This window comes from Zoogloea sp. GDB6, assembly GCF_056724105.1.
On record NZ_CM161497.1, the window covers coordinates 4,003,457 to 4,027,557 of the forward strand.

General features: G+C 65.9%; 19 protein-coding genes. 6 read left to right on the forward strand and 13 right to left on the reverse strand.

Annotation, left to right across the window (positions count from 1 at the left end; translation table 11 throughout):
* Positions 1–34: 34 nt before the first annotated feature.
* The 7 genes from AC1PQG_RS18220 to AC1PQG_RS18250 all read right to left on the reverse strand — a co-directional run bounded on the left by AC1PQG_RS18220 (position 35) and on the right by AC1PQG_RS18250 (position 7,050).
* Positions 35–1,207 (reverse strand): DesA family fatty acid desaturase, encoded by a 1,173-nt coding sequence (locus tag AC1PQG_RS18220; RefSeq protein ID WP_481119220.1) that lies wholly within the window; start codon positions 1,205–1,207, stop codon positions 35–37.
* Between the two features lie 185 nt (positions 1,208–1,392).
* On the reverse strand, positions 1,393–2,691 hold the full coding sequence (locus AC1PQG_RS18225) for a mechanosensitive ion channel family protein (RefSeq protein WP_481119221.1): 1,299 nt from the start codon (positions 2,689–2,691) through the stop codon (positions 1,393–1,395).
* Entirely contained in the window at positions 2,657–3,283 is a 627-nt protein-coding gene (locus AC1PQG_RS18230; RefSeq protein ID WP_481119222.1) for a phospholipase D family nuclease, read from the reverse strand. The genes AC1PQG_RS18225 and AC1PQG_RS18230 overlap by 35 nt, the downstream gene beginning before the upstream one ends.
* A complete protein-coding gene (locus AC1PQG_RS18235; RefSeq protein WP_481119223.1) occupies positions 3,283–4,542 on the reverse strand; it encodes an RsmB/NOP family class I SAM-dependent RNA methyltransferase in 1,260 nt (419 codons plus the stop codon). Before AC1PQG_RS18235 ends, AC1PQG_RS18230 begins: the two co-directional genes overlap by 1 nt.
* Before the next feature lie 104 nt (positions 4,543–4,646).
* Positions 4,647–5,735 carry a DUF3108 domain-containing protein gene (locus AC1PQG_RS18240; protein WP_481119224.1) on the reverse strand — a complete coding sequence of 363 codons (1,089 nt, stop codon included), beginning with the start codon at positions 5,733–5,735 and terminating at the stop codon, positions 4,647–4,649.
* Between the two features lie 7 nt (positions 5,736–5,742).
* Positions 5,743–6,390, reverse strand: a complete 648-nt coding sequence (purN, locus tag AC1PQG_RS18245) for a phosphoribosylglycinamide formyltransferase (protein ID WP_481119225.1) — start codon at positions 6,388–6,390, stop codon at positions 5,743–5,745.
* Between the two features lie 9 nt (positions 6,391–6,399).
* Complete coding sequence (locus AC1PQG_RS18250) at positions 6,400–7,050, reverse strand: DedA family protein (protein WP_481119226.1); 651 nt, start codon at positions 7,048–7,050, stop codon at positions 6,400–6,402.
* Positions 7,051–7,317: 267 nt separating this feature from the next.
* Here AC1PQG_RS18250 and AC1PQG_RS18255 point away from each other — a divergent pair, with 267 nt between their 5' ends.
* The 3 genes from AC1PQG_RS18255 (at position 7,318) to AC1PQG_RS18265 (ending at position 10,450) form a co-directional block, all read left to right on the forward strand.
* Positions 7,318–7,800: a glycosyltransferase family 2 protein gene (locus tag AC1PQG_RS18255; protein WP_481119227.1), complete on the forward strand. Its 483-nt coding sequence runs from the start codon at positions 7,318–7,320 to the stop codon at positions 7,798–7,800.
* Complete coding sequence (locus AC1PQG_RS18260) at positions 7,797–9,509, forward strand: ArnT family glycosyltransferase (protein ID WP_481119228.1); 1,713 nt, start codon at positions 7,797–7,799, stop codon at positions 9,507–9,509. Before AC1PQG_RS18255 ends, AC1PQG_RS18260 begins: the two co-directional genes overlap by 4 nt.
* A 137-nt stretch (positions 9,510–9,646) precedes the next feature.
* Positions 9,647–10,450 carry a J domain-containing protein gene (locus AC1PQG_RS18265; protein ID WP_481119229.1) on the forward strand — a complete coding sequence of 268 codons (804 nt, stop codon included), beginning with the start codon at positions 9,647–9,649 and terminating at the stop codon, positions 10,448–10,450.
* Between the two features lie 165 nt (positions 10,451–10,615).
* On the opposite strand, the gene pepN is transcribed toward AC1PQG_RS18265, so the two are convergent.
* On the reverse strand, positions 10,616–13,306 hold the full coding sequence (gene pepN / locus AC1PQG_RS18270; protein WP_481119230.1) for an aminopeptidase N: 2,691 nt from the start codon (positions 13,304–13,306) through the stop codon (positions 10,616–10,618).
* Between the two features lie 220 nt (positions 13,307–13,526).
* Between pepN and mnmC the strand changes: the two genes are divergently transcribed.
* On the forward strand, positions 13,527–15,443 hold the full coding sequence (gene mnmC / locus AC1PQG_RS18275) for a bifunctional tRNA (5-methylaminomethyl-2-thiouridine)(34)-methyltransferase MnmC2/FAD-dependent 5-carboxymethylaminomethyl-2-thiouridine(34) oxidoreductase MnmC1 (protein WP_481119231.1): 1,917 nt from the start codon (positions 13,527–13,529) through the stop codon (positions 15,441–15,443).
* 90 nt (positions 15,444–15,533) lie between these two features.
* Positions 15,534–16,367: an outer membrane lipoprotein gene (locus AC1PQG_RS18280; protein WP_481119232.1), complete on the forward strand. Its 834-nt coding sequence runs from the start codon at positions 15,534–15,536 to the stop codon at positions 16,365–16,367.
* Between the two features lie 121 nt (positions 16,368–16,488).
* Here the strand turns inward: AC1PQG_RS18280 and gltX are convergent, their stop codons facing one another.
* The 3 genes from gltX to AC1PQG_RS18295 form a co-directional block, all read right to left on the reverse strand.
* Complete coding sequence (gene gltX / locus AC1PQG_RS18285) at positions 16,489–17,886, reverse strand: glutamate--tRNA ligase (RefSeq protein WP_481119233.1); 1,398 nt, start codon at positions 17,884–17,886, stop codon at positions 16,489–16,491.
* An 84-nt stretch (positions 17,887–17,970) separates the two neighbouring features.
* The gene (locus AC1PQG_RS18290; protein ID WP_079432897.1) at positions 17,971–18,309 is read right to left on the reverse strand and encodes a P-II family nitrogen regulator; all 339 of its coding nucleotides are present in this window, start codon (positions 18,307–18,309) and stop codon (positions 17,971–17,973) included.
* A gap of 67 nt (positions 18,310–18,376) precedes the next feature.
* Positions 18,377–19,996, reverse strand: coding sequence for an NAD+ synthase (locus AC1PQG_RS18295; RefSeq protein ID WP_481119234.1), 1,620 nt, complete (start codon positions 19,994–19,996; stop codon positions 18,377–18,379).
* 112 nt (positions 19,997–20,108) lie between these two features.
* Between AC1PQG_RS18295 and AC1PQG_RS18300 the strand changes: the two genes are divergently transcribed.
* Entirely contained in the window at positions 20,109–21,233 is a 1,125-nt protein-coding gene (locus tag AC1PQG_RS18300) for a GNAT family N-acetyltransferase (protein WP_481119235.1), read from the forward strand.
* Positions 21,234–21,260: 27 nt separating this feature from the next.
* Here AC1PQG_RS18300 and AC1PQG_RS18305 read toward each other — a convergent pair whose 3' ends face one another.
* Both AC1PQG_RS18305 and AC1PQG_RS18310 read right to left on the reverse strand, forming a co-directional pair.
* Positions 21,261–22,745, reverse strand: coding sequence for a malonyl-CoA decarboxylase (locus tag AC1PQG_RS18305; RefSeq protein ID WP_481119236.1), 1,485 nt, complete (start codon positions 22,743–22,745; stop codon positions 21,261–21,263).
* Positions 22,746–22,873: 128 nt separating this feature from the next.
* Positions 22,874–24,088, reverse strand: coding sequence for an MFS transporter (locus AC1PQG_RS18310; RefSeq protein ID WP_481119237.1), 1,215 nt, complete (start codon positions 24,086–24,088; stop codon positions 22,874–22,876).
* Positions 24,089–24,101 lie beyond the last annotated feature (13 nt).

Consider the following 24,101-nt stretch of genomic DNA (forward strand, 5'->3'; position numbering starts at 1 on the left):
CTCATGGGCGGGCTTGCAAGGGTCGGGACGGGGATCAGACGGCGTAGCGGCGCAGGCGGCGGGAGAATTCTTCCAGCTGCTGGATACCGCTCTGCTCGGCGCGGGCGATCCAGTCCTGCAGCTGCTGCAGCAGCTGTTCGCGGCTGGCCGTGGAACGCGCCCACAGGGCGGTCAGTTCCTCGCGCATCGCGACGACGGTCTGCAGCCGGGCATTGCCCTGCAGCAGGGACGCCAGGCGCTTGCTCTCGTCGGCGCACAGCTGGCCATTTTCTGCCGCCAGCCAGCGGCGCAGCTCCCTGACCTTCAGCGTACCGCCGGACTGGGCCTTGAGGGCCGCGAACTCTTCCTGGGCGATGGCTTTCAGGGACTTCACGTAGCGGGTCATCACGTCGTAGCGGCAGGTGATGATGGCCTGCAGCGTATCGAAGTCCGCCAAGGCCTTGGCAACGCCGAAGCGCGGCGTCGGGATGGTCTTCTTGACGCGGGCCAGGCCGAGGATCTCGAGGGTCCGGATATACATCCAGCCGATGTCGAACTCGTACCAGCGGGCCGACAGCTTGGCCGACGTGGCGAAGCTGTGGTGGTTGTTGTGCAGCTCCTCACCGCCGATCAGGATGCCCCACGGGATCAGGTTGGTGGAAGCATCCGCGCAGTTGTAGTTGCGGTAGCCCCAGAAGTGGCCCAGGCCATTGACGACGCCGGCCGCCCAAAACGGGATCCAGATCATCTGCACGCCCCACATCAGCACGCCGGGCCATACGCCGAACAGCGCGATGTCGATGCCCAGCATCATGAAGATGCCGGTCTTGGGGCAGGCCGAGAACAGCTTGCGCTCGATCCAGTCGTCGGGTGTCCCGTGGCCGTAGCGGGCCATGGTTTCCGGATTGCGGGACTCCTTCACGTACAGCAGCACGCCGGTCCACAACACCTTGTTGATGCCCTGGATCTGCGGGCTGTGCGGGTCCTCCGCGGTCTCGCACTTGGCGTGGTGCTTGCGGTGGATCGCCGCCCACTCCTTGGTGACCATGCCGGTGGTCAGCCACAGCCAGAAGCGGAAGAACATGGAAGGCAGCGCGTGCAGCTCAAGGGAGCGGTGCGCCTGGTGGCGATGCAAAAAGATCGTCACCGAGGCGATGGTGACGTGGGTCAGCGCCAGGGTGATGGCCACATAGCCCCACCACGGTAAATCGAACAGTCCGGAGAACATCGAGGCCTACGATCCTTCGTTGGGTAGTGCGCCGATTCTAGTCGAGTCGCCATACCAAACCAAGGTGAAAGCGGGACAAAAAGGCAAAAAAGCCCCATCAGGGGCTTTTCAGCAACAGTGAAATATGCTTGGCCACTGGCGGTTCTACTTCCTGCCAGCAAGGACGCATCCCTGCCGGCTGGCGCTCAAACGCTCGCCTGGGGCGCTACCGGGTTGAGCAGACGGACCTCCCGTTGGGGAAAGGGGATCTCGATGCCCTCCTCGCGGAAACGCCGCCACACTTCCAGGTTGATCGCCGAACGGATGCCCAAGGTGCCTTCATGGGGGTCCTTGATCCAGAAGCCCAGTTGCAGGTTGATGCCGTTGTCCGCGAAGGCCTCCACGAAGGCCCCCGGCCCCGGGTCGTCCATCACCCGCGGCTGATGCTTGGCAGCCTCGACGAGGATGGCCATCGCCTTCTCCAGATCGGTCGCGTAGCCGACCTGGATCGGCAGCGCGATGCGCACCTTCGGATCAGTGAAGGTCTCGTTCTGCACGACGGAACCGACCAGGGTCTCGTTCGGCACGATGGACTCGATGCCAGTCATGCCCTTCAGCACCGTGTAGCGGGTGGTGATCTGGCTGACCACGCCGCGCTCGTTACCGACCGAGATCAGGTTGCCAAGGCGGATCGAGCGGTCCAGCAGCAGGATGAAGCCCGACACGTAGTTGGCGGCGATCTTCTGCATGCCGAAGCCGAGACCAACGCCAAGCGCACCGCCGAACACCGACAACGCGGTGAGGTCGATACCCACCAGCGGCAGGCCGATGGCCACCGCCAGCACGATCAGCACCGCCTTCACCAGCCGCGCAAAGACCAGCTTGAGGTTCGAATCCAGCCCCTCTGTGTTCATCAGCCGCGTCTCGACGACACCGCCCAGCCACAGGGCCGCCAGCACCGTCAGCAGCACCGTGAGGGCGCCCTGCAGCAGCATCCACAGGTTGAGCCTGGCCTTGCCGATCGTGAAGTCGATCTGCTCCAGGCCGTCGATGACGGTCGGCAGCACGCCGCTGATGTGCAGCGCCACGATGATCCACGCCGTGAAAGCGAAGAATTTCTCGAAGGCGGCCAACCAGCCAGCTTGCGGGAAGGCCCGCTTGATCGCATGCACGGTCAGGCGGATCGCCGCCATTGCCAGCAGCAAGGGGACCGCTAGGCGGAAGAGGTTCACGTGCTGCCAGTTGCTGAGGATGATCCGGGCAATCAGCACCAAGCCCAGCGCGGTAACCGGGAAGATCACCCGGCGCAGGCTTTCCTCACCGGCGCCGCGCTGCAGCTGGGGATTGACCTTGAGGCGGCGATGCAGGAACACACGGATCTGCCGCGTAATCAGGCCGGCGAGCACCAGGCACAGAACCAGCACGCCCACCTGCCAGAATACGGTGGGCTGCTGGAGGTCTCCCCAAAGGTCAGTCAGTAGATGCGCGATCTGATTCTCTTCCACTCTCTCTCCTCTTCCGTTCGGGCAGATCTTCCAGGCTACGCACCACCTGGGCCTCGGCGCGCTGGCGTTGCCAGTTGTCGGCATATACGCGCACCAGCGCCGGATTGCCGCGCAGCACCAGCAGGTTCTCCGCGTTGGACAGTCTGGCCGCACGGGTAAAGTTGTAGGACCCGGTGGCCAGCGCAGCGCGCGGCGAATCCGGGTCGAAGATCATCACCTTGTTGTGGGCGATGTTGTAGCGGGTCTCCACGGCCACCGGGATGCCGGCGGCCAGCAGCGTGGGCAGCACGCTCGGCGAGGCCGGCCGGTTCATCTCGGCGTCCAGCATCACCTCGACCTTCACACCGCGCCCATGGGCGTCGATCAGCGCGCGGGCCAGCGGCTTGCTGGTGAATAGATAGGCCTGGACCAGAATGCGTTCCCTGGCTTCGCCAATCGCTTTCAGCAGCACCGCTTCCGGATCGTTCCACGGGGAGAAGGCGATCTCCACCTTGCCCTTGGCGGCCAGCAACGTCGATGGGTCCCGCTCGAGGGCGCGGGCCTGTACTGCGCACAGCAGCATCAGGCCCGCCAGCAGCAGGCGGAGCGGCATCAGGCCTTGCGCTCCAGCACCGCGGCGAAGAAGCCGTCGGTGTCGTGGGTCTGCGGAGTCAGGTGGAGTTGCTCGCCACACTCGATGGCGACGCCCTGCTTGGCCAGCACGTCCTGCGCGTTGAGTGCCAGGAAGCCTTCGTTGGCGGCCAGGAAGGCGGCGACGATGGCCTCGTTCTCCTCCGGCAGCAGGCTGCAAGTGGCATACACCAGGCGGCCGCCCGGCTTCACCAGACGTGCGGCACTGGCCAGGATGGCGGCCTGCTTGGCGGTCAGCTCGGCCAACGCCTCGGGGCTCTGGCGCCATTTCAGGTCGGGGTTGCGGCGCAGCGTGCCGAGGCCGCTGCACGGGGCATCCACCAGTACCCGGTCGATCTTGCCGGCCAGGCGCTTGACGCGCGGATCGTTCTCGCTGGCGATGACCACCGGATGGATGTTGGACAGGCCGGAGCGGGCCATTCGCGGCTTGAGCTTGGACAAGCGCTTGTCGGACACGTCGAAGGCGTACAGACGGCCGGTGTTGCGCATCAGCGCGCCGAGCAGCAGCGTCTTGCCGCCGGCGCCGGCACAGAAGTCGACGACCATCTCGCCGCGCTTGGGCTGCAGCAGGAAACCGAGCAATTGGCTGCCCTCGTCCTGCACCTCGAAGCTGCCGTCGAGGAACAGCGGATGCTTCTGCAACGCCGGCTTGCCTTCCAGGCGCACCGCAGCGGGGGAGTAGCGTCCCGGCGCACAGGCGATACCGTCAGCCTTGAGGCGCTCGACCAGCGCGTCGCGCTCGATCTTCAGGGTATTGGCGCGCAGGTCCAGCGGTGCCGGGCGGTTGAGGCTCTGGGCCAGCGCCACGACCTGCTCAGGGCTGAGGGTGGCAAGCAGGCGCTCGGCCAGCCAGTCGGGCAGATCGGTGGATTCGGCCAGGCTCATCTCGCCGGCGTCACGGCCCTTGATCTCGGTGAAGTAGTCGATGTCGCGGCCGTGCAGGCCTTCGCCGAGCTGGCGCAGCGTGGTGCCTTCGACACGGGCCAGCCAGGCCAGGATCAGCTGGCGGGTGGAAGCCTCGGGGCCGCACAGGCGTTCGAGGGTGCGCTTGCGGCGCAGCACGCCGTAGACCGCCTCGGCGACGAAGGCCCGGTCCCGTGCCCCCAGTTCGCGCAGGTCCTTGAAATAGCGGGACAGCACCGAATCGGCGGGGTATTCGAAGCGCAGTACGGTGCGCAAGGCCTGGCTGGCGGACTGGATCTGGGCGGGGGTGATGGTCATGGGAATTCGTTACTCTTGCTTGTGGGGGCGAGCGTGCTCGCCCAATGGAGCGGACCGGGGCCGGCAAGCCGGCCCCGAATTATTTGTTGGATTTGCCCGTGATTTTACTGCGGAGCGTGTTTGCCGAGGTCGACGCCGGTAGCGACCTGGTCGAGTACGTCACCATTCTTGTCGGTGATTTTCAGGCGCACCGGCAGGTTGGCGTAGTCGCGGGCCAGCCAGATGTCGATCTTCAGCTCGCCGCGGTGGCCGGTGCTGCCCAGATGATAGGCAGACACCTTGCCGGCGGGGATGTCGAGTTCCTCGAGGCCGAGATTCTGGATCACCGAGCGCACCGCGCTTTTGCCAGTCACCACCAGCAACTCGGCGCGCTCGAAACCCTCCGGCCGCAGCGCCAGATCGTGCATCAGGGTCAGCACGTCCTGGTCGCCTTCGGCCAGCGGAAACTCCCGCCGCCGCTCGCCGGCCGTCAACACGACCTTGCCGGCGGACCAGTCGAAGTCGGCCTTTTCCTTCAACTGGCCGTCCCGCTCGACGGTGAACTTGTCCGGCATCAGGCCGTTGGGGCCGATGCGCCCTTCGCTGTGCTGGATCATCCGGAACGGCCGTAACAAGCCGATGAGGCCGGCGGTTTCGACCACCGTCTCCATCGAATAATGGTCCTTGTCGTGGGTCCACGCATGGGTGGTGCGCCCGATGATGAAATTGCGCTCACCGCGGATCACGTTGTATTGGACCCGGCCAGACTTGAGCCAGCCATCGCCGTAGCCCGCTCCGGGCGCCTTGCCACTGGCCCCTTCCGGCAAGGCGGAGGCAGGCGCCTCGGTTGCCGGCTTTTGTGCCCCAGCGGCGTCGGCGGCGGGCGGTGTTTCCTGAGCGACGTCGGAGGGCCCTTGGCCCGCTTCCGGTACCGGTACCGGTACAGCCTCCATCGCAGCACCACTCTCGGCCACCGCCCGATGCGGTGCCGGTGCCCGGCGCGGAAGCGGTTTGCGGATTGCGGCGGCCGGATTCCTGTCCTCCCGCAACGTGGGCTTCGGCAACGGCGCCAGGCGGGCGTCCAAGGGCGGCAACACGCTGGCCTGATCGAACGGCAGGCGCCAGGCAGGGCCGATCAACACTATCCCATGAACCAGCAACGATACGGTGATCGCGACGGCAAGGGTCGCGCCAGCCCGGCGAGACACAGCCATTAGCGGTTCAGCCCTCGACCGGCGGCACCGTCCAGCCGGTCGGGCCGGCCAGTTCGTCACGGACGCGGACACGGCCTTCCGCGTCGAAGCCCAGGCGCCCTTCGACGAACCAGCGCACCGCCTGCGGATAGATGCGGTGCTCCTGCACCAGCACGCGGGCGGCCAGAGCCACCTCGTCGTCACCCGGCAGAACCGGTACGACGGCCTGGATTACGATGGGGCCGCAGTCAAGAGTCGGCGTCACGAAATGGACCGTCGTGCCATGCACGCGCACACCGGTCTCCAGCGCACGCCGGTGGGTATGCAAGCCGGGGAAAGACGGCAGCAGGCTCGGGTGGATGTTGAGCAGGCGGCCGGCGTAGCGGCTCACAAACCCATCGGTAAGTACGCGCATGAAGCCCGCCAGCACCACCAGATCGGGCGCCAGCGCATCGATGGCTTCGGCCAGCGCGGCGTCGAAGGCTTCGCGGTCCGGGTAGGCCTTGTGATCGACGATCCGCGTCGGGATGCCGCGATCAGCCGCAAAGTCGAGGCCGGCCGCATCCGGCCGGTTGGAAATGACGCCCGCGATGCGCGCGCCGGGGATCGCGGCGGCGACGATGGCCTCCATGTTGCTGCCACGGCCGGAAATCAGAATGACGATGTTTTTCTGCATGAAGAGTCCTCAACTCGCCGCGCGCGCTGCCGAACGGCCGCGCAGCCAGCCGATGGCGACCGGCAACAGCGAGATGGCGATGATGCCGAGAATCACCGCCGACAGGTTGTTCTTGACGGCCGGCAGATTGCCGAAGCCGTAGCCAAGCCAGGTCAGCGAGAAGATCCATACCGCACCGCCCAGGAAGTCCAGGGCTACGAAGCGCGCATAGGTCATGCGCGCCACACCGGCCACGAAGGGCGCAAAGGTGCGCAGCAGCGGCAGGAAGCGGGCGATGATGATGGTCTTGCCGCCGTGGGATTCGAAGTAGGCGTGGGTCTTGTCGAAGGCCTGGCGGTTGAACAGGCGGGAATTCTCCCACCGGAACACCTTGGGTCCGATGGTATGGCCGATCCAGTAGTTGGTGTTGTCACCCAGCACCGCGGCAGCCAACAGCACGGCGCACAGCACGCCGATGTCCATGCCGCCGGTGGCGGCCAGCGCGCCAGCCACGAAAAGCAGCGAATCGCCCGGCAGGAAGGGGAAGATCACCAGGCCGGTTTCACAGAAGATGATCAGGAACAGGATCGCGTAAATCCACGTGCCATAGTTGTTCGCCAGGTCTGCCAGATGCACGTCCAGATGCAGGACAATGTCGATAAAGGTTGTGATGAGTTCCATTGCCGCGGCACAGAAAATACAATCCAATCATAATACCGGAGGGCAGCACAAACAGGGAGCAGCATGCAGCCGCGACATTACCCAAATGCAACGCCCCTCTGGATTGACGTGGCAATGCCATCCATCACACACTAGGCATACTCTGCCCCCGAAAAAAATCAATCCAATTATCCTTACCATCTAAAATGGTAAATCTTTTGAAAAGACGTGGCGAACCGTCGCGAGCTACAGTTGGCGACAAAACCCGTTGATTTAGTTGGATATTCTATGGACCACCCTCGCGTTTCGGTCTGTACCCGAACTTGGTGCAGAGACGCCAGCCTGAAGATGACCATCGGGTCCTTTCTGGCTCAGTCTTTTGAAGACTTCGAACTGCTCGTGGCGGACGACTCCTCGCCCAACGACACTGCCCTCACCGTTGGACTCTGCAGTTTCGGTCCTCGCCTGCGTCATCTTCGCCTTCTCCAGACTTTGGGACCAGCGGGCAATTGGAACCGCGGCATAACCGAAGCATGTGGCAAATACATTAAGGCACCCCGGCGCGACGACCTAATTGCAGTTGTGGACCTAAAACGGCAGGTTACCGTTTTCGACGCCCCCCCGGACGTGCTGCCGATCTTCTCCAGTCGCAACCTCATCGGAAAAAGCAATCCGCCCTTGTCTGTGAAGGGCCGCCTTTGGGAAGAAGGTCATGTAGCAACCAACGCCTCGAGACGACGCCGTATCTGCTCCGGCACCCAATTGCCATGAGTGCCCCCCATCACAGCCCCACGACCATGTCAAAATCCTCAGCCCCCAGAAAGGCCACTCCTTTACTGACCATCGCGGCCATCTTGACGTTCGCCGTAGTTCAGCGGCTCTTGCTGATGCCTGGTTTGGGCGGTACCGACGATGTCCTATATTCCTTGCGCGGCTTGGAGATCTCTCATGGGGACTGGCGATACTCGACTGATCCTGGAGATCTGCGCTTCGGCATTGTTCTGCCGATTGCGCTACTGAGTCATCTTCTAGGTAATAGCGACATCGCGCTGACAGCCTGGTCACTAATCTGCAGTTTGCTCGAGATTACCGCTGTCACCATACTGGCCGGACGCTATTGGGGCCATCGAGGCGCGATATTGGCAGGCCTTTTGGTCAGCCTTACCCCCATGCATGTTGCGCTTGCGGGCCGCCCTCTGGCTGACGCGCCTTTTGCTGCTTTTATCACACTAGCCTTCACCGGACTATTCCTCGCAGAAAAAGACCACTCCAGGCCCATGGCAGTCCTGTCCGGCGTGGCTCTGGGCATGTGCTGGTGTATCAAACCCACAGCGACGATTCCACTGATCGCCATTTTTCTCGTATCTATCGCATGGTTCCGGCGCTTATTCTACGGCTGGTGGTTAATAGCGCTTGCCTTTATCTGCATTGTCAGCCTGGAGTGGCTCCTATTGTGGAACGTCTATGGCGATCCATTGCATACCCTACGCGTTCTCCTTCCATTTCTGCGCACTCATCAGGAATACACAGGCGATCCATTCTGGGGCTATGGCACCCCAGCTTTTTATTTTCAAATGATGTTCCGCGACATGCGCGACCTTTGGCTGTTACCGCATATCGCGATGGCTGGTTTAGCCTTCCTGGTCATAAGACGGCAGGCTGACAACACGCGCGGGGACTTCGGACGCTACGTGGTTTACTGGCTAGTGCTAATGATTTTAGCGTACTCATTCTTTCCGATATCAATCAATCCCATCAAATTTATTCCCAAGCAGGAGAATTACGCAATAATTTTCGTAGCCCCATTGGCTTTGGCCGGAAGCTGGGCTCTATTGAAGGCCGGGGGCGGCTTGCAAGCCCTGGTCGTGCTAATCATTGGATTTGGCAGCTTTGGGCTTACAAGCCTGGAACAACAAACCGTGCACAACAAGCAAAGCCGCCTCGACCAATCGATCGCACAAGCTCGCGCGAATAACGACTCCACGTACTTGGTATTTGATCAAGCCATCCGTGTAGCCAAGTTGCGGGAACTACAAGGGTATCCAAAGCCGGCGAACTTGCAGCCTATCACCGCTTATTACCCCGAAATTCTGCCGCCAGGGCTGGCGCCCTCCACCATTGCATCCGAGAGCATTGAGCACCGCCCCGAACATATTGTTCTGATACTTGAGCCTTCCAATGGCTCCATGGTGCACGCTGCCGCCCCTGCATTAATTGCCAAGGTTAGCCAATGTGGCGACCGTATCGGCACAATCCGGTCCAAAAAACAAGGTGCAGGGCAATTTGCAGTTGCACTCATTGATGGCATCAAAGGGCACCTTCCAGAGAGAATTGCCAAACAACTGGCTTTTACGGAGCAAATCGTAAGACCGCCACAAGCGGACATAATCCGCCTGTCAGCAACCTGCTTGCCGACATCCACAACACCAAGCAAATCGGCGCAAGATGGCGTTCAATTCAAAGCGACACCTGGCTTATGAAATTGATTTCATCTCCTTCAGAAAATAGAAAAATCGATGCTCATTAAAGGGCACGAGCCCCGCGCTCAGACACATGATTGAACACTCATGCACGGCACTGCGTCATGCATGCCGAACCACAGCCCCGGAGCCTTGCCATGTCCATCGACCGCAATCCCGTTCCCTCCCCCGAGTCCGCTGCGGCCGATGAAGTGGCCTGCGCCCTCGCCGACACTCTCGAAGCCATCGAGTGGCTCGAACGCTTTGAACGTCCCTACCTGCTGGCCCGCTACCAGGCCAGTCTTGGCGAGCTGGAGGTCCGGCTGCTGGGCCTCAAGGTCGAACACCGGGCATACCGCTGCCGTGTCGAACTCGGTCAGGCCCGCCTACGCCGCGGCGAGCCGCTGAGCAGCCTGGCTCTGGCCACCATCGAACGGGCCGTGGCCTCCGAAGTGCTGGCTTGGCAGGCCCTGGAAGCCGACCACACCCGTGTGTTGGCCGACAGCCAGCGCCATCCGGGCGGCCGCGCCCCCCTCGATCCAGCCCGGGTCACCCGCTGCCGTTCCGCTTGGCGACGGCTAGCCCGCCACCTGCACCCGGAAATCCGTCCCGATGAACCGCTGGCGGACCGTTACTGGGGCAAAGTGAGCGATGCCTACCAGGATATGGACGCCGACCTGCTCGACGCGCTTGCCCCCTTCATCGAGCGGGAGGTCGCCACCGCACTGCGCCCCTTCCAGACGGGTGCGGAAGCTCGTTTGCGCAACCTCCTCGACGTCCGCCGCAAGCGCCTGTCACGCATGGGCAGCCAAGCGCCGTTCTGCTGGGCCGACGATCTCGAGGACCCGGAATGGATCGCCGAGAAGCAGGCCACCCTGGCAACGGAAATCGAGGCCGAGTCCGACGCCCTCGCCAGCCTCGTACTCGAATTTGCTGGCATGTCGGCGACGGCGGTCAAGTAGGGCACGGCAACGCGCCTTCGCAGAAACCGACGCCGCTCGCGGAGGGGGCGTAAGGCTGTTCGCTCAACGGTCGGCAATTCGATCACTTCCAACGCCAGGCGCAGACTCGTCGAACCGTGGGGCGAATGAACTCTCCCCACGGTTTCAGCCCTTCCCGATACTCACTCAGGCCAGCGCCTTGTCCACGATCTCTGCGACGTCGGGCGACAAGCCTTCCTCCTTCGCCAGCGCCTCGAAGGCCGTGCGGATGCGGCCCTGGATCTCCGGCGTGAACTTGCGCCAGCCTTCCAGCGAGCGTGCCATGCGCGCCGCGACCTGCGGGTTGCTCTTGTTCAATACCTTCACCTGCTCGACCCAGAAGGCGTAGCCGGCGCCGTCGGGCCGGTGGAACTCCGCCGCGTTGGCGCGGAAATAACCGCCCAACAACGAATACACCTTGTTGGGGTTGGACAGGCTGAAAGCCGGGTTGCCCATCAACTCGCGCACTTGTTCGAGGGTGGCCGGCGCAGCGTCGGACCAGCGCCAGGCGCTGGCCTGCAGCAGGAACCACTTGTCGAGGACCAGCGCGTCGTCCTTGTATTGCTCATGGAAAGCCGCCAGCGCATCGAAGCGCGCCGGGGCATCGCTCTGCACCAGCGCGGCCAGCGCACCGTAGCGCTCGGTCATGTTGCCGGCGTGCTCGAACTGCTTCTTCGCCAGGTCGATGGCAGTGGCACCGCCCCAGGCAGTCAAGTAGCGCAGGCACAGGTTGCGCAGCGCGCGCTTGCCGGCATCTGCCGGGTGATAGCGGTAGGCGCCGTCCACTTCCAGATCGAGGTAGCGATCGAGGAAGTCAGCCTGCATCGCATGGCCCAACTCGCGCATCAAGTGCATCAGCGCGGCACGCAGCGGCGCCGGATCAGCCTGCGGCATGCGCTCGAGCAGATAGGTTTCGGCCGGCAGCGCGAGGATTTCGGCGAGGAAGGCCGGATCGAGGGATTCATTGACCAGCAGCGCCCGGAAGGCGTGGCCGAAGGCCTGCGGCACTTCCAGCTTGCTGCCGGCGGCGGCATCCGCAGCCAAAGCCAGAATCACCCGTTCCATGTAGCGCTGGGCGGCGTCCCAGCGGTTGAAGGGGTCGTTGTCGTGGGCCATGCGGAAGGCCAGGCGTGCGTCGTCCTCGTCGAGCTCCAGGATCACCGGCGCCGAGAAGCCGCGCAGGATCGACGGCACCGGCGCCACGTCGATACCGGTGAAGCGCCAGCTCTGGCTGGCCTCCTTCAGTTCGAGGATGCGCGTGACGTCGCCGGCGCGGGCCTCGCCTTCCAGTTGCAACGGCAGATCCTTGCCGTCCGGACCGATCAGGCCGATGGCCACCGGGATGTGCAGCGGCAGCTTGTCCGCCTGACCCGGGGTCGGCGGCGTGCGCTGACTGAGGGTCAACGTGTAGCTGCGGTTGTCCGCATCGAAGACGCCTTCGGCTTTCAGGCGCGGCGTACCGGCCTGGCTGTACCAGCGCATGAAGAGGTCCAGGTCCGCACCATTGGCCTCCGCCATGCAGCCGACGAAGTCGTCGCAGGTCACCGCCTGGCCGTCGTGGTAGGAGAAGTACAGGTCCATGCCGTTGCGGAAGCCCTCCTTGCCGAGCAGGGTATGCAGCATGCGGATGACCTCGGAGCCCTTCTCGTACACCGTGGCGGTGTAGAAGTTGTTGATCTCCTGGTAGCTGTCCGGGCGGATCGGATGGGCCATCGGGCCGGCATCCTCCGGGAACTGGGCGCTGCGCAGCACACGCACATTGGCGATGCGCGTCACCGCACGGGCCGAGGCCGCGGCAGCGGGCGAATCCGACGCGCTGGCCAGCATGTCGGCGGAGAACTGCTGGTCACGGAAGACGGTGAGGCCTTCCTTCAGCGTCAGCTGGAACCAGTCGCGACAGGTCACCCGGTTGCCGGTCCAGTTGTGGAAGTACTCGTGGGCAACGACACTCTCGACGTTCTCGTAATCCACGTCAGTGCCACTCTGCGGGTTGGCCAGCACGTACTTCGTGTTGAAGATGTTGAGGCCCTTGTTCTCCATCGCGCCCATGTTGAAGTCGGACACGGCGACGATCATGAAGCGGTCCAGGTCGAGTTCCAGCCCGAAGGTCTCCTCGTCCCAGCGCATCGAATGGACCAGCGATTCCATCGCGTGATCGACGCGGTCCAGGTCGCGCGCCTCGACCCACACCTGCAGCAGCACTTCGCGGCCGGACATCGTCTTGACCCGGCGCTCCAGCGCCTTCAGGTCGGCGGCCACCAGCGCGAACAGGTAGGACGGCTTGAGAAACGGATCTTCCCAGCGGGCGAAGTGGCGGCCGTTGGGAAGGCTGCCGGTCTCCAGCAGGTTGCCGTTGGACAGCAGCACCGGGCACCGGGCCGCGTCGGCCTCCAGGCGCACGGTGTAGCGCGCCATCACGTCCGGACGGTCGGGAAAATAGGTGATGCGGCGGAAGCCCTCGGCCTCGCACTGGGTGTAGTAACCGCCCCGCGACTGGTACAGGCCCGACAGGGTCAGGTTGGCCGACGGATCGATGCGCGTGACGATCTCCAGTTCGACGGCTTCCGCCGTCACGTCGATCTCCAGACCGGACTCGGTCTCGCGCAGCTGGCCGGGCGCCGGCTCGGCACCGTCGATGCGCGCCGACACCAGGCTCAGGCCATCGCCGAGCAGCACGATGGGACCGGCATCGGCATCCGGATTGCGCACGCAGCGCATGCGATTGGTGACGAGGGTGGCCTGAGCTTCGAGGACGAAATCCAGGTCGACGGTTTCAACGCCGTAGGCGAGCGGCTGGTAAGCCTCGCGACGGATGGGCGAGCCGTTGGGGGTACGCATTGGATGTCCTTAGTGTTGTCTTCGCGAAAGCAGGGATTCTAGCCCGGCGGCCGCGACGGCCGGCGTATCAATCGATGAATCGGAACAAGGCGCGCAACGGCGCTCGGGCGGCTTCCCTCTTGAGACGCACCTGTCGGCGAAAGATTCGACAGCAGGCGGGAACGGTGCCAAAGTTCCGCCCCAGTTCGCCTTCCGCCTTGCTGCCGCAAGCCAACGCTTCATGTACTCGCCGCTGATCCCCGCCACCCTCGTCCGCGCCGCCGATGGCACGCCCTACTCGCCTGCCTTCGACGACGTCTATCACACCACCGCCGGTGGCCTCGGCCAGGCCCGGCACGTCTTCCTGGCCGGCAACGACCTGCCGGCACGCTGGCAGGGACTGGAACGCTTCACCATCGTCGAGACCGGCTTCGGCCTCGGGCTCAGCTTCCTGGCCACGTGGGCCGCCTGGCGGGACGACCCGGCCCGCTGCGCGCGCCTGCATTTCGTCTCCACCGAGAAGCACCCCTTCCAGGCCGACGACCTGGCCGAACTGCACGCTGCCTGGTCCGAGCTGGCACCGCTCGCCGACGAGCTGCGCCGCCACTGGCCGCCGCTGGTGCCCGGCTTCCACCGCATCCATCTGGACGCCGGGCGCGTCACGCTGACACTGATCTTCGGCGACGCCCTGGACACGTTGCCGCAACTCGAGGCCAAGGCCGACGCCTTCTACCTGGATGGCTTCTCGCCAGTCAACAACCCGGACCTGTGGTCGCCGGCGGTCTATGCGCAGCTCGCCCGCCTGGCAGCCCCCGGCGCCACGCTGGCCACTTGGTCTGTAACCGGCCATGTGCGCCGCGGGCTGCAGGAGGCCGGCTTCACGCTGGAGCGGCGCGCCGGCTTCGGCGGCAAGCGGGAGATGCTCAGCGGGCACTTCGCCGACGCCCCATCCGTAGCGGAGCCGGTCCAGCCACGCCGGGCGCTGGTGATCGGCGCCGGCGTGGCCGGCACCTCCATTACGGAGCGGCTGGCCGCCCGCGGCTGGCGCATCACCGTCATCGACGAAGCCGCCGGCCCCGGCCACGGCGCCTCCGGCAACAAAGCCGGCGTGTTCCGCCCGCTGCCGAGCCTGGACGACAACCGCCTGGCCCGCATCACCCGCGCCGGCTTCCTGTACGGACGCCACCATCTGGAGGCCTTGGCCGAAGCCGGCCACGCTGCGCGCTGGTCGCCCTGCGGCGTGCTGCACCTGGCCCGCGACGCCAAGCAGGAGGGCAAGCAGAAGGCCGTCGTGGATACCCAGACCCCGCCCACCGACTACCTGCGCTTCGTGGACAAGGACGAGGCCGCTCGAATCGTCGGCTGGCCGGTGGAACTGGGCGGCTGGTGGTTCCCCAGCGGCGGCTGGATCCAGCCGCCGACCCTGTGCGCCGCCAACCTCGCAACCGCCGGAGCCACCGTCGAAACCCGCTTCGGGCAGCTAGTGGCCCGCCTGGAGCGCCGGGACGGCATGTGGATTGCGTTCGATCAGGCCGGCGCCGAGATCGCCCGCGCGCCGGTGGCGATCCTCGCCAACGGCGTCGGCATCCGCGCCCTCCCCCAGGCCGCCACGCTGCCGGTGCGCCCGGCCCGCGGCCAGGTCTCCCACCTGCCCGCCACGGCCGGCAGCCCACCGAAGGTGGTGGTGTGCCGCCTCGGCTACGTGAGCCCGGAAGTGGACGGCCTGCGCTGCGCCGGCGCCACCTTCCTGGCCGACGACGACGGTACCGAGCTGCGCGAGGCCGAGCACCGGGAAAACCTCACCAAGCTGGACTTCATCCTGCCCGGTTACGCGGCACCCTACGACCCGACCCAGCTCGATGGCCGCGTCGGCTTCCGCCCGGCCTCGCCGGACCGCCTGCCGATGGTCGGCGCCATTCCGGCCGTCGAACGCGCCGAGCGCACCACGCCCCTCACCGACATTCCGCGCCAGCCGGGTCTGTTCGCCGTGTCCGGCTTCGGTGCCCGTGGCCTGGTGTGGGCCAGCCTCATCGGCGAACTGCTGGCCAGTCAGCTCGACGGGGATCCGCTACCGCTGGAACGCGAACTGGTGGACGCCCTCGACCCGGCCCGCTACCTGCTCAAGCCCCCCCGCCCCAGCACGAGCGGCGAAGAGTAAGGGAGCCCATGACTTTTGTAAGCGGCGGTTGCAGATGTCACCCCCAGCCAGGCTGCGGCGTTAATCTCCTCATTCATTGAGGAGAACACCATGAGCACCAGTCCTTCACGCACGCCTCTGCACCCGATGATGTGGGTGGCAGCCGCCTCCGTCACCGTGCTGAGCCTCGCCGGCGTCGCCAAACTGACCGGCCTGCTGCCCGACACCTCCCACGCGCCGGTTGCCCCCGCGGAAACCACCGCCAGCGCACCCGCCACCCCACCGGTGCCAATCACCGCGCCGACTGCAGCCCCGAACCCGACCGCAGAGCCGGCCCCAGTCGCCAGTGCGCAGCCACAGACCGTCGAACCCGCTCCGGCGGCCAAGCAGGCCGAGCGCCACGAAGCCCCGCGTGTCGCCTCCAAGCCTGCCAGGGAACACACCAAACACCAGGTCGCTTCGACGACACCGGCCACGGCCGGCAATCCGCCGCCGGCCGACGCAGTGCCGGCGCCCCCGCCGACGGGCGCCAGCAGCGGCCCGGCCCGCAAGGTCATCGAAACCCCGCCGCCGGCCATCTGCCGTGAATGCGGCGTGATCGAGAACGTCGAGGCGATCCAGCAGAAGGGTGAAGGCTCAGGTATTGGCGCCGTCGGCGGCGCGATCCTCGGCGGCGTGCTCGGCAACCAGGTCGGCGAAGGCTCCGGCAAGAAGCTCGCGCGTATCGGCGGTGCCGTGCTCGGCGGTTTCGCCGGCAACGAAGTCGAGCGTCGCGCCCGTACCGTCAGCCACTACCAGGTCACCGTACGCATGGACGACGGCACCCGCCGCGTGATCACCGAACAGAGCGCCCCGAGTTGGCGCGTCGGCGACGCGGTGCGCGTCCGCAACGGCGAGATCGTCGGTGCCGGCCAGGCCGCATCGGGCCGCAGCAGCGACTTCTGAGACGGAAACGGCAGGAGAGAAGTAGCCCTGTCGTCGATCTGACAAACCAAAGTGCAACGGCCCCGGCGAAGTATTCGCCGGGGCCGTTGTATTTATGGGGTGCGAAAGCGGCCCGACGGGATCACAGCACCCGGTCGAGGCGCGCCAGCACCAGCTCGCGGCCCATGGTTTCCAGCACCGCGTCGATGGACGGGGTCTGCGGCTGGCCGAGCAGCACCACGCGCAGCGGGATCGCCACGTGGGGCATCTTCATGCCGTGCTCGGTGCAGGTCTCCTTGATCGCGGCGCTCAGCGCGGCCTTTTCCCAGGTTGCCCCAGCCAGCTTGCCGCGCAGCGTTGCCAGCGCCGTACGCGCGGCATCGGTGAGGTGCTGGGCCAGCAGTTCCGGCGCCACGTGCAGATCGATGTAGAACGGTTCCGCGGCGTCGGCCAGCTCGTTGAGCGTGCTCACGCGATCCTTGTACAGCGCAATGATCGCCTCCAGCGCCGGACCGGCTTCCGGATTCACTTCGCGGCGGGCCAGGCGGCGGGACACGTCGGCGGCCAGCACAGCGTTGTCGGCCTGCTTGATGTAGTGGGCGTTCAGCCAGTTCAGCTTCTCGGTGTTGAACTGGGCGGCGGACGGGGTGATGTGGTCGAGGTCGAACCATTCCACCAGCTGCGCGCGGGAGAAGATCTCGTCGTCGCCGTGGCTCCAGCCCAGGCGGGCCAGGTAGTTGATGACCGCATCCGGCAGGTAGCCGTCGTCGTCGTACTGGGTGACGCTGACCGCGCCGTGGCGCTTGGACAGCTTCTGGCCGTCGTCGCCGAGGATCATCGACAGGTGGGCGTATTGCGGCACCTCGGCGCCCAGCGCCTTGAGGATGTTGATCTGGCGCGGCGTGTTGTTCACGTGGTCGTCACCGCGGATGACCTGGGTGATGCCCATGTCCCAGTCGTCCACCACCACGCAGAAATTGTAGGTCGGCGTGCCGTCGGGACGGGCGATGATGAGGTCGTCCATCTCGGCGTTGGCGATCTCGATGCGGCCCTTGACCAGGTCGTCCCAGGCCACGACGCCTTCAGTGGGGTTCTTGAAACGGATCACCGGCTCTACGCCGGCCGGCGGCTGGGGCAGCACCTTGCCCGCTTCGGGACGCCAGCGGCCGTCGTAGCGCGGCTTCTCGCCGCGGGCCCGCTGGGCCTCGCGCAGTGCGTCGAGCTCTTCGGACGACATGTAGCACGGATAGGCCGTGCCGGCAGCCAGCATCTCCTGGACGACCGCCTTGTAGCGCTCCATGCGCTGCATCTGGTAGAACGGGCCTTCGTCCCATTCGAGGCCGAGCCAGTTCATGCCGTCGAGGATCGCCTGCACCGCCTCAGGGGTGGAACGGGCCACGTCGGTATCCTCGATGCGCAGCACGAAGGTGCCGCCATGGCGGCGGGCAAAGGCCCACGAGAACAGCGCCGTGCGCGCCCCTCCGATATGCAGGAAGCCGGTGGGGCTGGGGGCGAAACGGGTACGGACGGTAGAAGCCATGACGTCAATCCGGGAAAGCTGAAAACCCGGCATTTTACGCACAGCGCACGGTCGGGACCAAAGTTCCCGACCGTCTGGCGGGGATCAGATCGCCGCTTCGTTGGTCTCGCCGGTACGGATGCGCACGACCTGCTCGACGGGCATCACGAAAATCTTGCCGTCGCCGATCTTGCCGGTGCGGGCAGCCTTGATGATGGCATCCACGGCCTGGTCGAGCACGTCGGTGGCGACGACCACCTCGATCTTGATCTTCGGCAGGAAGTCCACCACGTACTCGGCGCCGCGGTACAGTTCGGTGTGGCCCTTCTGGCGACCGAAACCCTTCACCTCGGTAACGGTCAGCCCGGTGATACCCACTTCGGACAGGGCCTCGCGCACTTCGTCGAGCTTGAAGGGCTTGATGACGGCTTCGATCTTCTTCATATACGGTCTCCTTGGAACGGTCCGGCATTCTAGCCGGAATATCCGGCCCTACGCGGGCCGGTCTCTGTCAGGCATCCCGGTATCGGGACGTGATGGGGTAACGCCAGTCCTTGCCGAAGCCGCGCTGGGTCACGCGGATGCCGATCGGTGCCTGGCGGCGCTTGTATTCATTGCGCCGTAGCATGGCCACCGCACGATACACCTCGGCCTCGGCATAGCCACGGGCGACGATCTCATGGGGTGACAGGTCCTCTTCCATGTAGGCGGCGATGATCGCGTCCAGCACTTCGTAGGGCGGCAGGGAGTCCTGGTCGCACTGGTCGGGTTTCAGCTCTGCCGAAGGCGGCCGGGTCAGGATGTTGTCGGGGATCACCGGGCCACCAGGCTGGGCGTTGCGCCAGGCGCACAGGCGATAGACGAAGGTCTTGTAGATGTCCTTGATGACCGCAAAACCGCCGGCCATGTCGCCGTACAGCGTGGCGTAGCCGGTGGCCATCTCGCTCTTGTTGCCGGTGGTCAGCACGATGGAGCCGGTCTTGTTGGACAGGGCCATCAGGATCATGCCGCGGATCCGCGCCTGCAGGTTCTCCTCGGTGGTATCCGCCGCCAGGCCGGCAAACTGCGGCGCCAGCAGCGTTGCGAAGGTCTGCATCGCCGGCTCGATGGCGATCTCGTCGTAGCGCACGCCGATACGGCGGATCATCTCGCGGGAATCGTCGAGGCTCATCTGCGCCGTGTAGGGCGATGGCATCATCACCGCGCGGACGCGCTCGGCGCCCAGCGCATCGACGGCGATCGCCAGCGTCAGCGCCGAATCGACACCGCCGGACAGGCCGATGATGGCGCCGGGGAAACCGTTCTTGCCCAGGTAGTCGCGCACGCCGAGGACCAGCGCCTCATAGACGTCGGCCTCGACGGGACGCACCGCTGGCACGCTGCCGCCCTGCCAGGCGCCGTCGGCGAACGGCAGCAGGTGGAGTTCCTCGGCGAAGACCTTGCCCTGCCAGGCCAGTGTGCCGTCCCGGTCGAGGGCGAAGGAGCCGCCGTCGAAGACCAGTTCGTCCTGTCCGCCGACCAGGTTGCAATACACCACCGGCAGGCCGGTGTCGGCGATGCGCTCGCGCAGCACCTCGTAGCGCAGCGCCTGCTTGTTCATGTGGAAGGGCGACGCGTTGAGGACCAGCAGCACCTCCGCCCCCGCCCCGCGGGCCACGTCGGCCGCACCGGACTCCCACACGTCGGCGCAGATGTTCACGCCCACCTTCACACCCTTCAGCTCGAAAACGCAGGCTTCGGTGCCGGCCTCGAAGTAGCGCTCCTCGTCGAACACCTCGTAGTTGGGCAGGCGGTGCTTGAAATACGTGGCGACGACACGGCCGTCCTGGATCACCGCTGCCGCGTTATAGCGCTTGCCGTTGGCAAATGCCGGGTAGCCGACCAGCGCGGTGATGCCGCGCACCTCAACGGCCAGTTCGGCCAGCGTGTCGGCGCAAGCCTCGAGGAAGGCCGGCCGCAGCAGCAGGTCTTCGGCCGGATAGCCGCACAGGGCCAGCTCGGGGGTCAGCACCACGTCGGCGCCCGCAGCCTTGGCCCGGGTCACCGCATCCAGGATCCGGCGCGCATTGCCGGAGAGGTCGCCCACGACACTATTGAGCTGGGCGACAGCGACGGTAAGAGGGGTTTTCATGGGCGACACTATAACCCCGAAGCCGCCTGCCACGAAGCCGCCGCCCGCCGCACGGGCGGCCACAGGCCCGCTCCGTGCTTGTATGCTGCCGCCACGCGCTCCGGAGCCTCTCATGCCGACTTTCCGCCTGCATCCAGCCCTCACCGAAATCCCCGCCGACCAATGGGACGCCCTGGCCGGCGATCAACCCAGTCTGTCCCACGCCTTCCTGTCCGCACTGGAAGACAGCGCCTGCGTGGCGCCCCGGGCAGGCTGGGGGCCACGCCACGCGGCCCTGTGGGAAGGCGACCGACTGCTCGCCGCGATGCCGCTGTACCTGAAGAGCCATTCCTACGGCGAATACGTGTTCGACTGGGCCTGGGCCGACGCCTACCAGCGCCACGGCCTCGACTACTACCCCAAGTGGCTGGCCGCAGTGCCCTTCACGCCGGTGCCGGGCCGGCGCATCCTCGGCCACGACGAAGCCGCCCGCCGCCTGCTGCTGGCCTTGCTGCTCGACGAGGTCCGCGCATCCGGCGCGTCGTCCCTGCATGTGCTGTTCCCCACCGACGAGGAAAGCGCGTGGCTGGCGGAAGCCGGGCTGGAAATCCGCCATGGCGTGCAGTTCCACTGGCGCAATGCCGGCTACCGGGACTTCGACGATTTCCTGGCCCAGCTGGCCCAGCCCAAGCGCAAGAAGATCCGCCAGGAGCGGCGCAAGGTGATGGATGCCGGCATCGACTTCCGCATCCTGCGCGGCCAGGAGATCGGTGCCGAGGAGTGGGCCTTCTTCCACGCCTGCTACCGCCGCACCTACGCCGAACACGCCTCCACGCCCTACCTGAACCTGGCCTTCTTCACCGCCCTCGGGCTGCGCAATGCCAACGCCTGTGTGCTGATGATCGCCGAACGGGCCGGCACGCCCATCGCGGCGAGCTTCTTCCTGCACGACACGGACGCGCTCTACGGCCGCTACTGGGGCGCCGTCGAGTTCGTGCCCTGCCTGCATTTCGAGGCCTGCTACTACCAGGCCATCGACTATGCGATCCGTGAAGGCCTGGCCCGCTTCGAAGGCGGTGCCCAGGGCGAGCACAAGCTGTCCCGCGGGCTGGAGCCGGTGCGCACCACATCCGCCCACTGGATCGCCGACCCGCGCTTCCGCGACGCGGTGGCGCGCTTCCTGGCCCAGGAACGGGGCGGCATGGACGCCTACCTGGACGAACTGTCGGAGCGCCTGCCCTTCCGCGACCGGAGCTGAACCCCGGCCGATGGAATCAGGAAGGGCTCAAGACTCGGCGCGCGCCTTCCGGGCCCGTGGCGCCCTCCCGGCACGCGGCTCCTTGCGCGCCTCGACGGCCGCCTCCAGCTGACGCTCCACATCGAAAGCCAGCGCCAGCGTGCCTTCGCGGGCATAGGCTTGGTGGTTGCCCTCGATGTCCTTCAACTTGTAGAGATAATTCACCATCAAGCCGCAGGACTGACGCAGGCCCCGCGCCGACACGTCGCCCAGCCAGTTGATGCGGCCGAGGCTGGCGCCGTTGGAGAAGTGGAAACGCCCGACCGGGTCGAGCGGGTGCTTGCCGCTCTTTTCCCGAGCCAGGTAATACGCACACTCGCCCTTGAGCCAGGCCTGCAGCGACGCCGACGGCGACTGGCTGCCGGCGATCTCGGCACCGACACAGTCGAGCACCGCGGCAACACCGCTCTTGCCGGTAGCATCCAGCAGCTTGCGGACATCAGCCGGGATGCGCGCCACATAGGCCGGCTCGGCCAGGCGCTTGTCCAGCCAGCGGTTGAAGCCCGGCACCGGCGACAAGGTCGCGAAGCTGCGCAGGCGTGGAAACTCCTGCAACAGCTGCTGCACGACCCGCTTGATCAGGAACTCGCCCATGCTCACGCCACGCAGGCCGCTCTGGGCATTGGAGATGGAATAGAAGATCGCGGTGGTCGCTGCTTCCGGGTCGAGGGTCGGCTGGCTCTCGTCGAGCAGGGTCTGCACCTTGTCGGCGATGTCGCGCACCAGCGCCACCTCGACGAAGATCAGCGGCTCGCCCGGCATGCGGCCGTGGAAGAAAGCGTAGCAGCGGCGGTCGGAATCCAGCCGGTTGCGCAGGTCGCTCCACGACTTGATCTCATGCACCGCCTCGTAGCGGATCAGCTTCTCGAGCAGCGAGGCCGGCGACTCCCAGCCGACCCGCTGCAATTCCAGGAAACCTGCATCGAACCAATTGACGAACAGATGCAGGAGATCCTGGTCGAGCCCCGGACAGGCATCCACACCAAGGCGCAACAGGTCGGCGCGCAGGTCCACCAGCGCATGCACGCCGTGGGGCAGCAGGTTGAACTGGCGCAGGATACGCAGCCGCGGCGACTCCAGGCTGGCACTCAGGCGCCCTTCGGCACGGGCCCGTTCGGCCGGGCCGGCGGCCGTCATGTAGGCCTCGATGGCACGCCGGACGTCCACTTCCACCGGGCCGTAATCGGCCTCCAGACGCCCCAGGAAAGCGCGCCGGTCCTCGTCGCCGGCGGCCAGGTAAAAGGCCAGCAGGTGCGCCATGCGCTCCCGGGCACGGGCTTCGCCGTCGTAGTCGCCGGCCGCGGCCGTCAGGAGGTCCTCGACACGCCGCCAGCTGCGGGCCGGCACGGCCTCAGCCCGCGGGACTGGTGCCTGCGCCTCTTCCCTGCCCCGCACCAGGCGACGCCACAGCCCCGCCATGGAGGCACCCAGCCCGCGGCCGCTGTCCGTCACAGTGTTGTCCGGTGATCCCATTACCCTCTCCTTCCTCGAACGAATCCCTGCCTCCGGGCCTTGCCTGCCCACGCCAGCGGGCCAGCCGGTCCGGATCTTCCTTTCAAGGATGACCGGCGCCGACGGCCGTCAGTTCCGTGCCGACGGCATCAGCGATGCGCCGGCACCGGTTCACGGATCGGCAGATTGACCAGCGCGGCCAGCAGCGCCAGCACGATGTCGGCATACCACATCCAGTCGTAATTGCCGAAATGCACCAGCGCCAGCCCACCCAGCCAGGCCCCGAAGAAGGCACCGATCTGGTGGGACAGCAGGGTCAGGCCGAACAGCGTGGCCAGGTAGCGCAGCCCGAACAGCTTGCCGACCAGCCCGGCGGTGGGCGGCACCGTGGCCAGCCAGGTCAGGCCGAGGCCAATGGAGAAGGCGTAGAAGGTCATCGGCGTCTTCGGCGCCAGCAGGTACAGCCCGACCAGCACCGCGCGCGATGCGTACATGACGGTCAGGATCCACTTCATGCGGTAGTGCTGACCAAGAGCGCCGGCCCCCAGGCTGCCGGCGATGTTGGCGAGGCCGATCAGGGCCAGCGACAGCGCCGACACATTGGCCGGCAGGCCGCACAGGTCCACCGCGCCGGGCAGATGGGTGACCAGGAAGGCGATATGGAAACCGCAGGTCAGGAAGCCCGCATGCAGGCACCAGTAGCTGCGGTCACCGAGCGCCACCTTGAGTTGCTGGCGCAGGCCCAGGTCGGGCGCCGACGACGGCGGATGTTCGACCTTGTGGCGCAGCGGCCAGGACAGCGGAATCGTCAGCAGGCAGATCGCCGCCAGCCCGTAGAGGGCCGTGACCCAACCGAAACCGGTGATCAGGAACTGGGACAGCGGCGCGAAGACGAACTGGCCGAAGGAGCCGCCGGCGTTGATGAAGCCCGACGCGAAGGCGCGCCGCGGCGGCGGCAGGCGCTGCGCCAGCGCACCGATCAGGATCGAGAAGCTGCCCGCCCCAGCGCCCGCCGACACCAGCAGCCCGAGGGTGACGGCCAGGCCGAACTCGGTGCTGACGAAGGGCGTCAGCACCAGCCCGAGGATCAGCATGACAGCCCCGGTGAACAACGAGCTGCCTGGACCGTAGCGGTCGGCCAAGGCGCCGAAAACCGGCTGCGAGGCGCCCCACATAAACTGCCCGATCGCCATCGCGAAGCTGATCGCGGCGATGCCCATGCCGGTGGAGGTATTGATCGGCGACACGTAGAGGCCGAGGGACAGGCGCACGCCCATCGTGATCATCAGCACCGCCGAGGCGGTGAGCACCAGCGGCCAGAAGGCGCCGGCAGGCGAAGAGGCGGAGAGGGAAGATGACGTCATGACGGGAGCACGG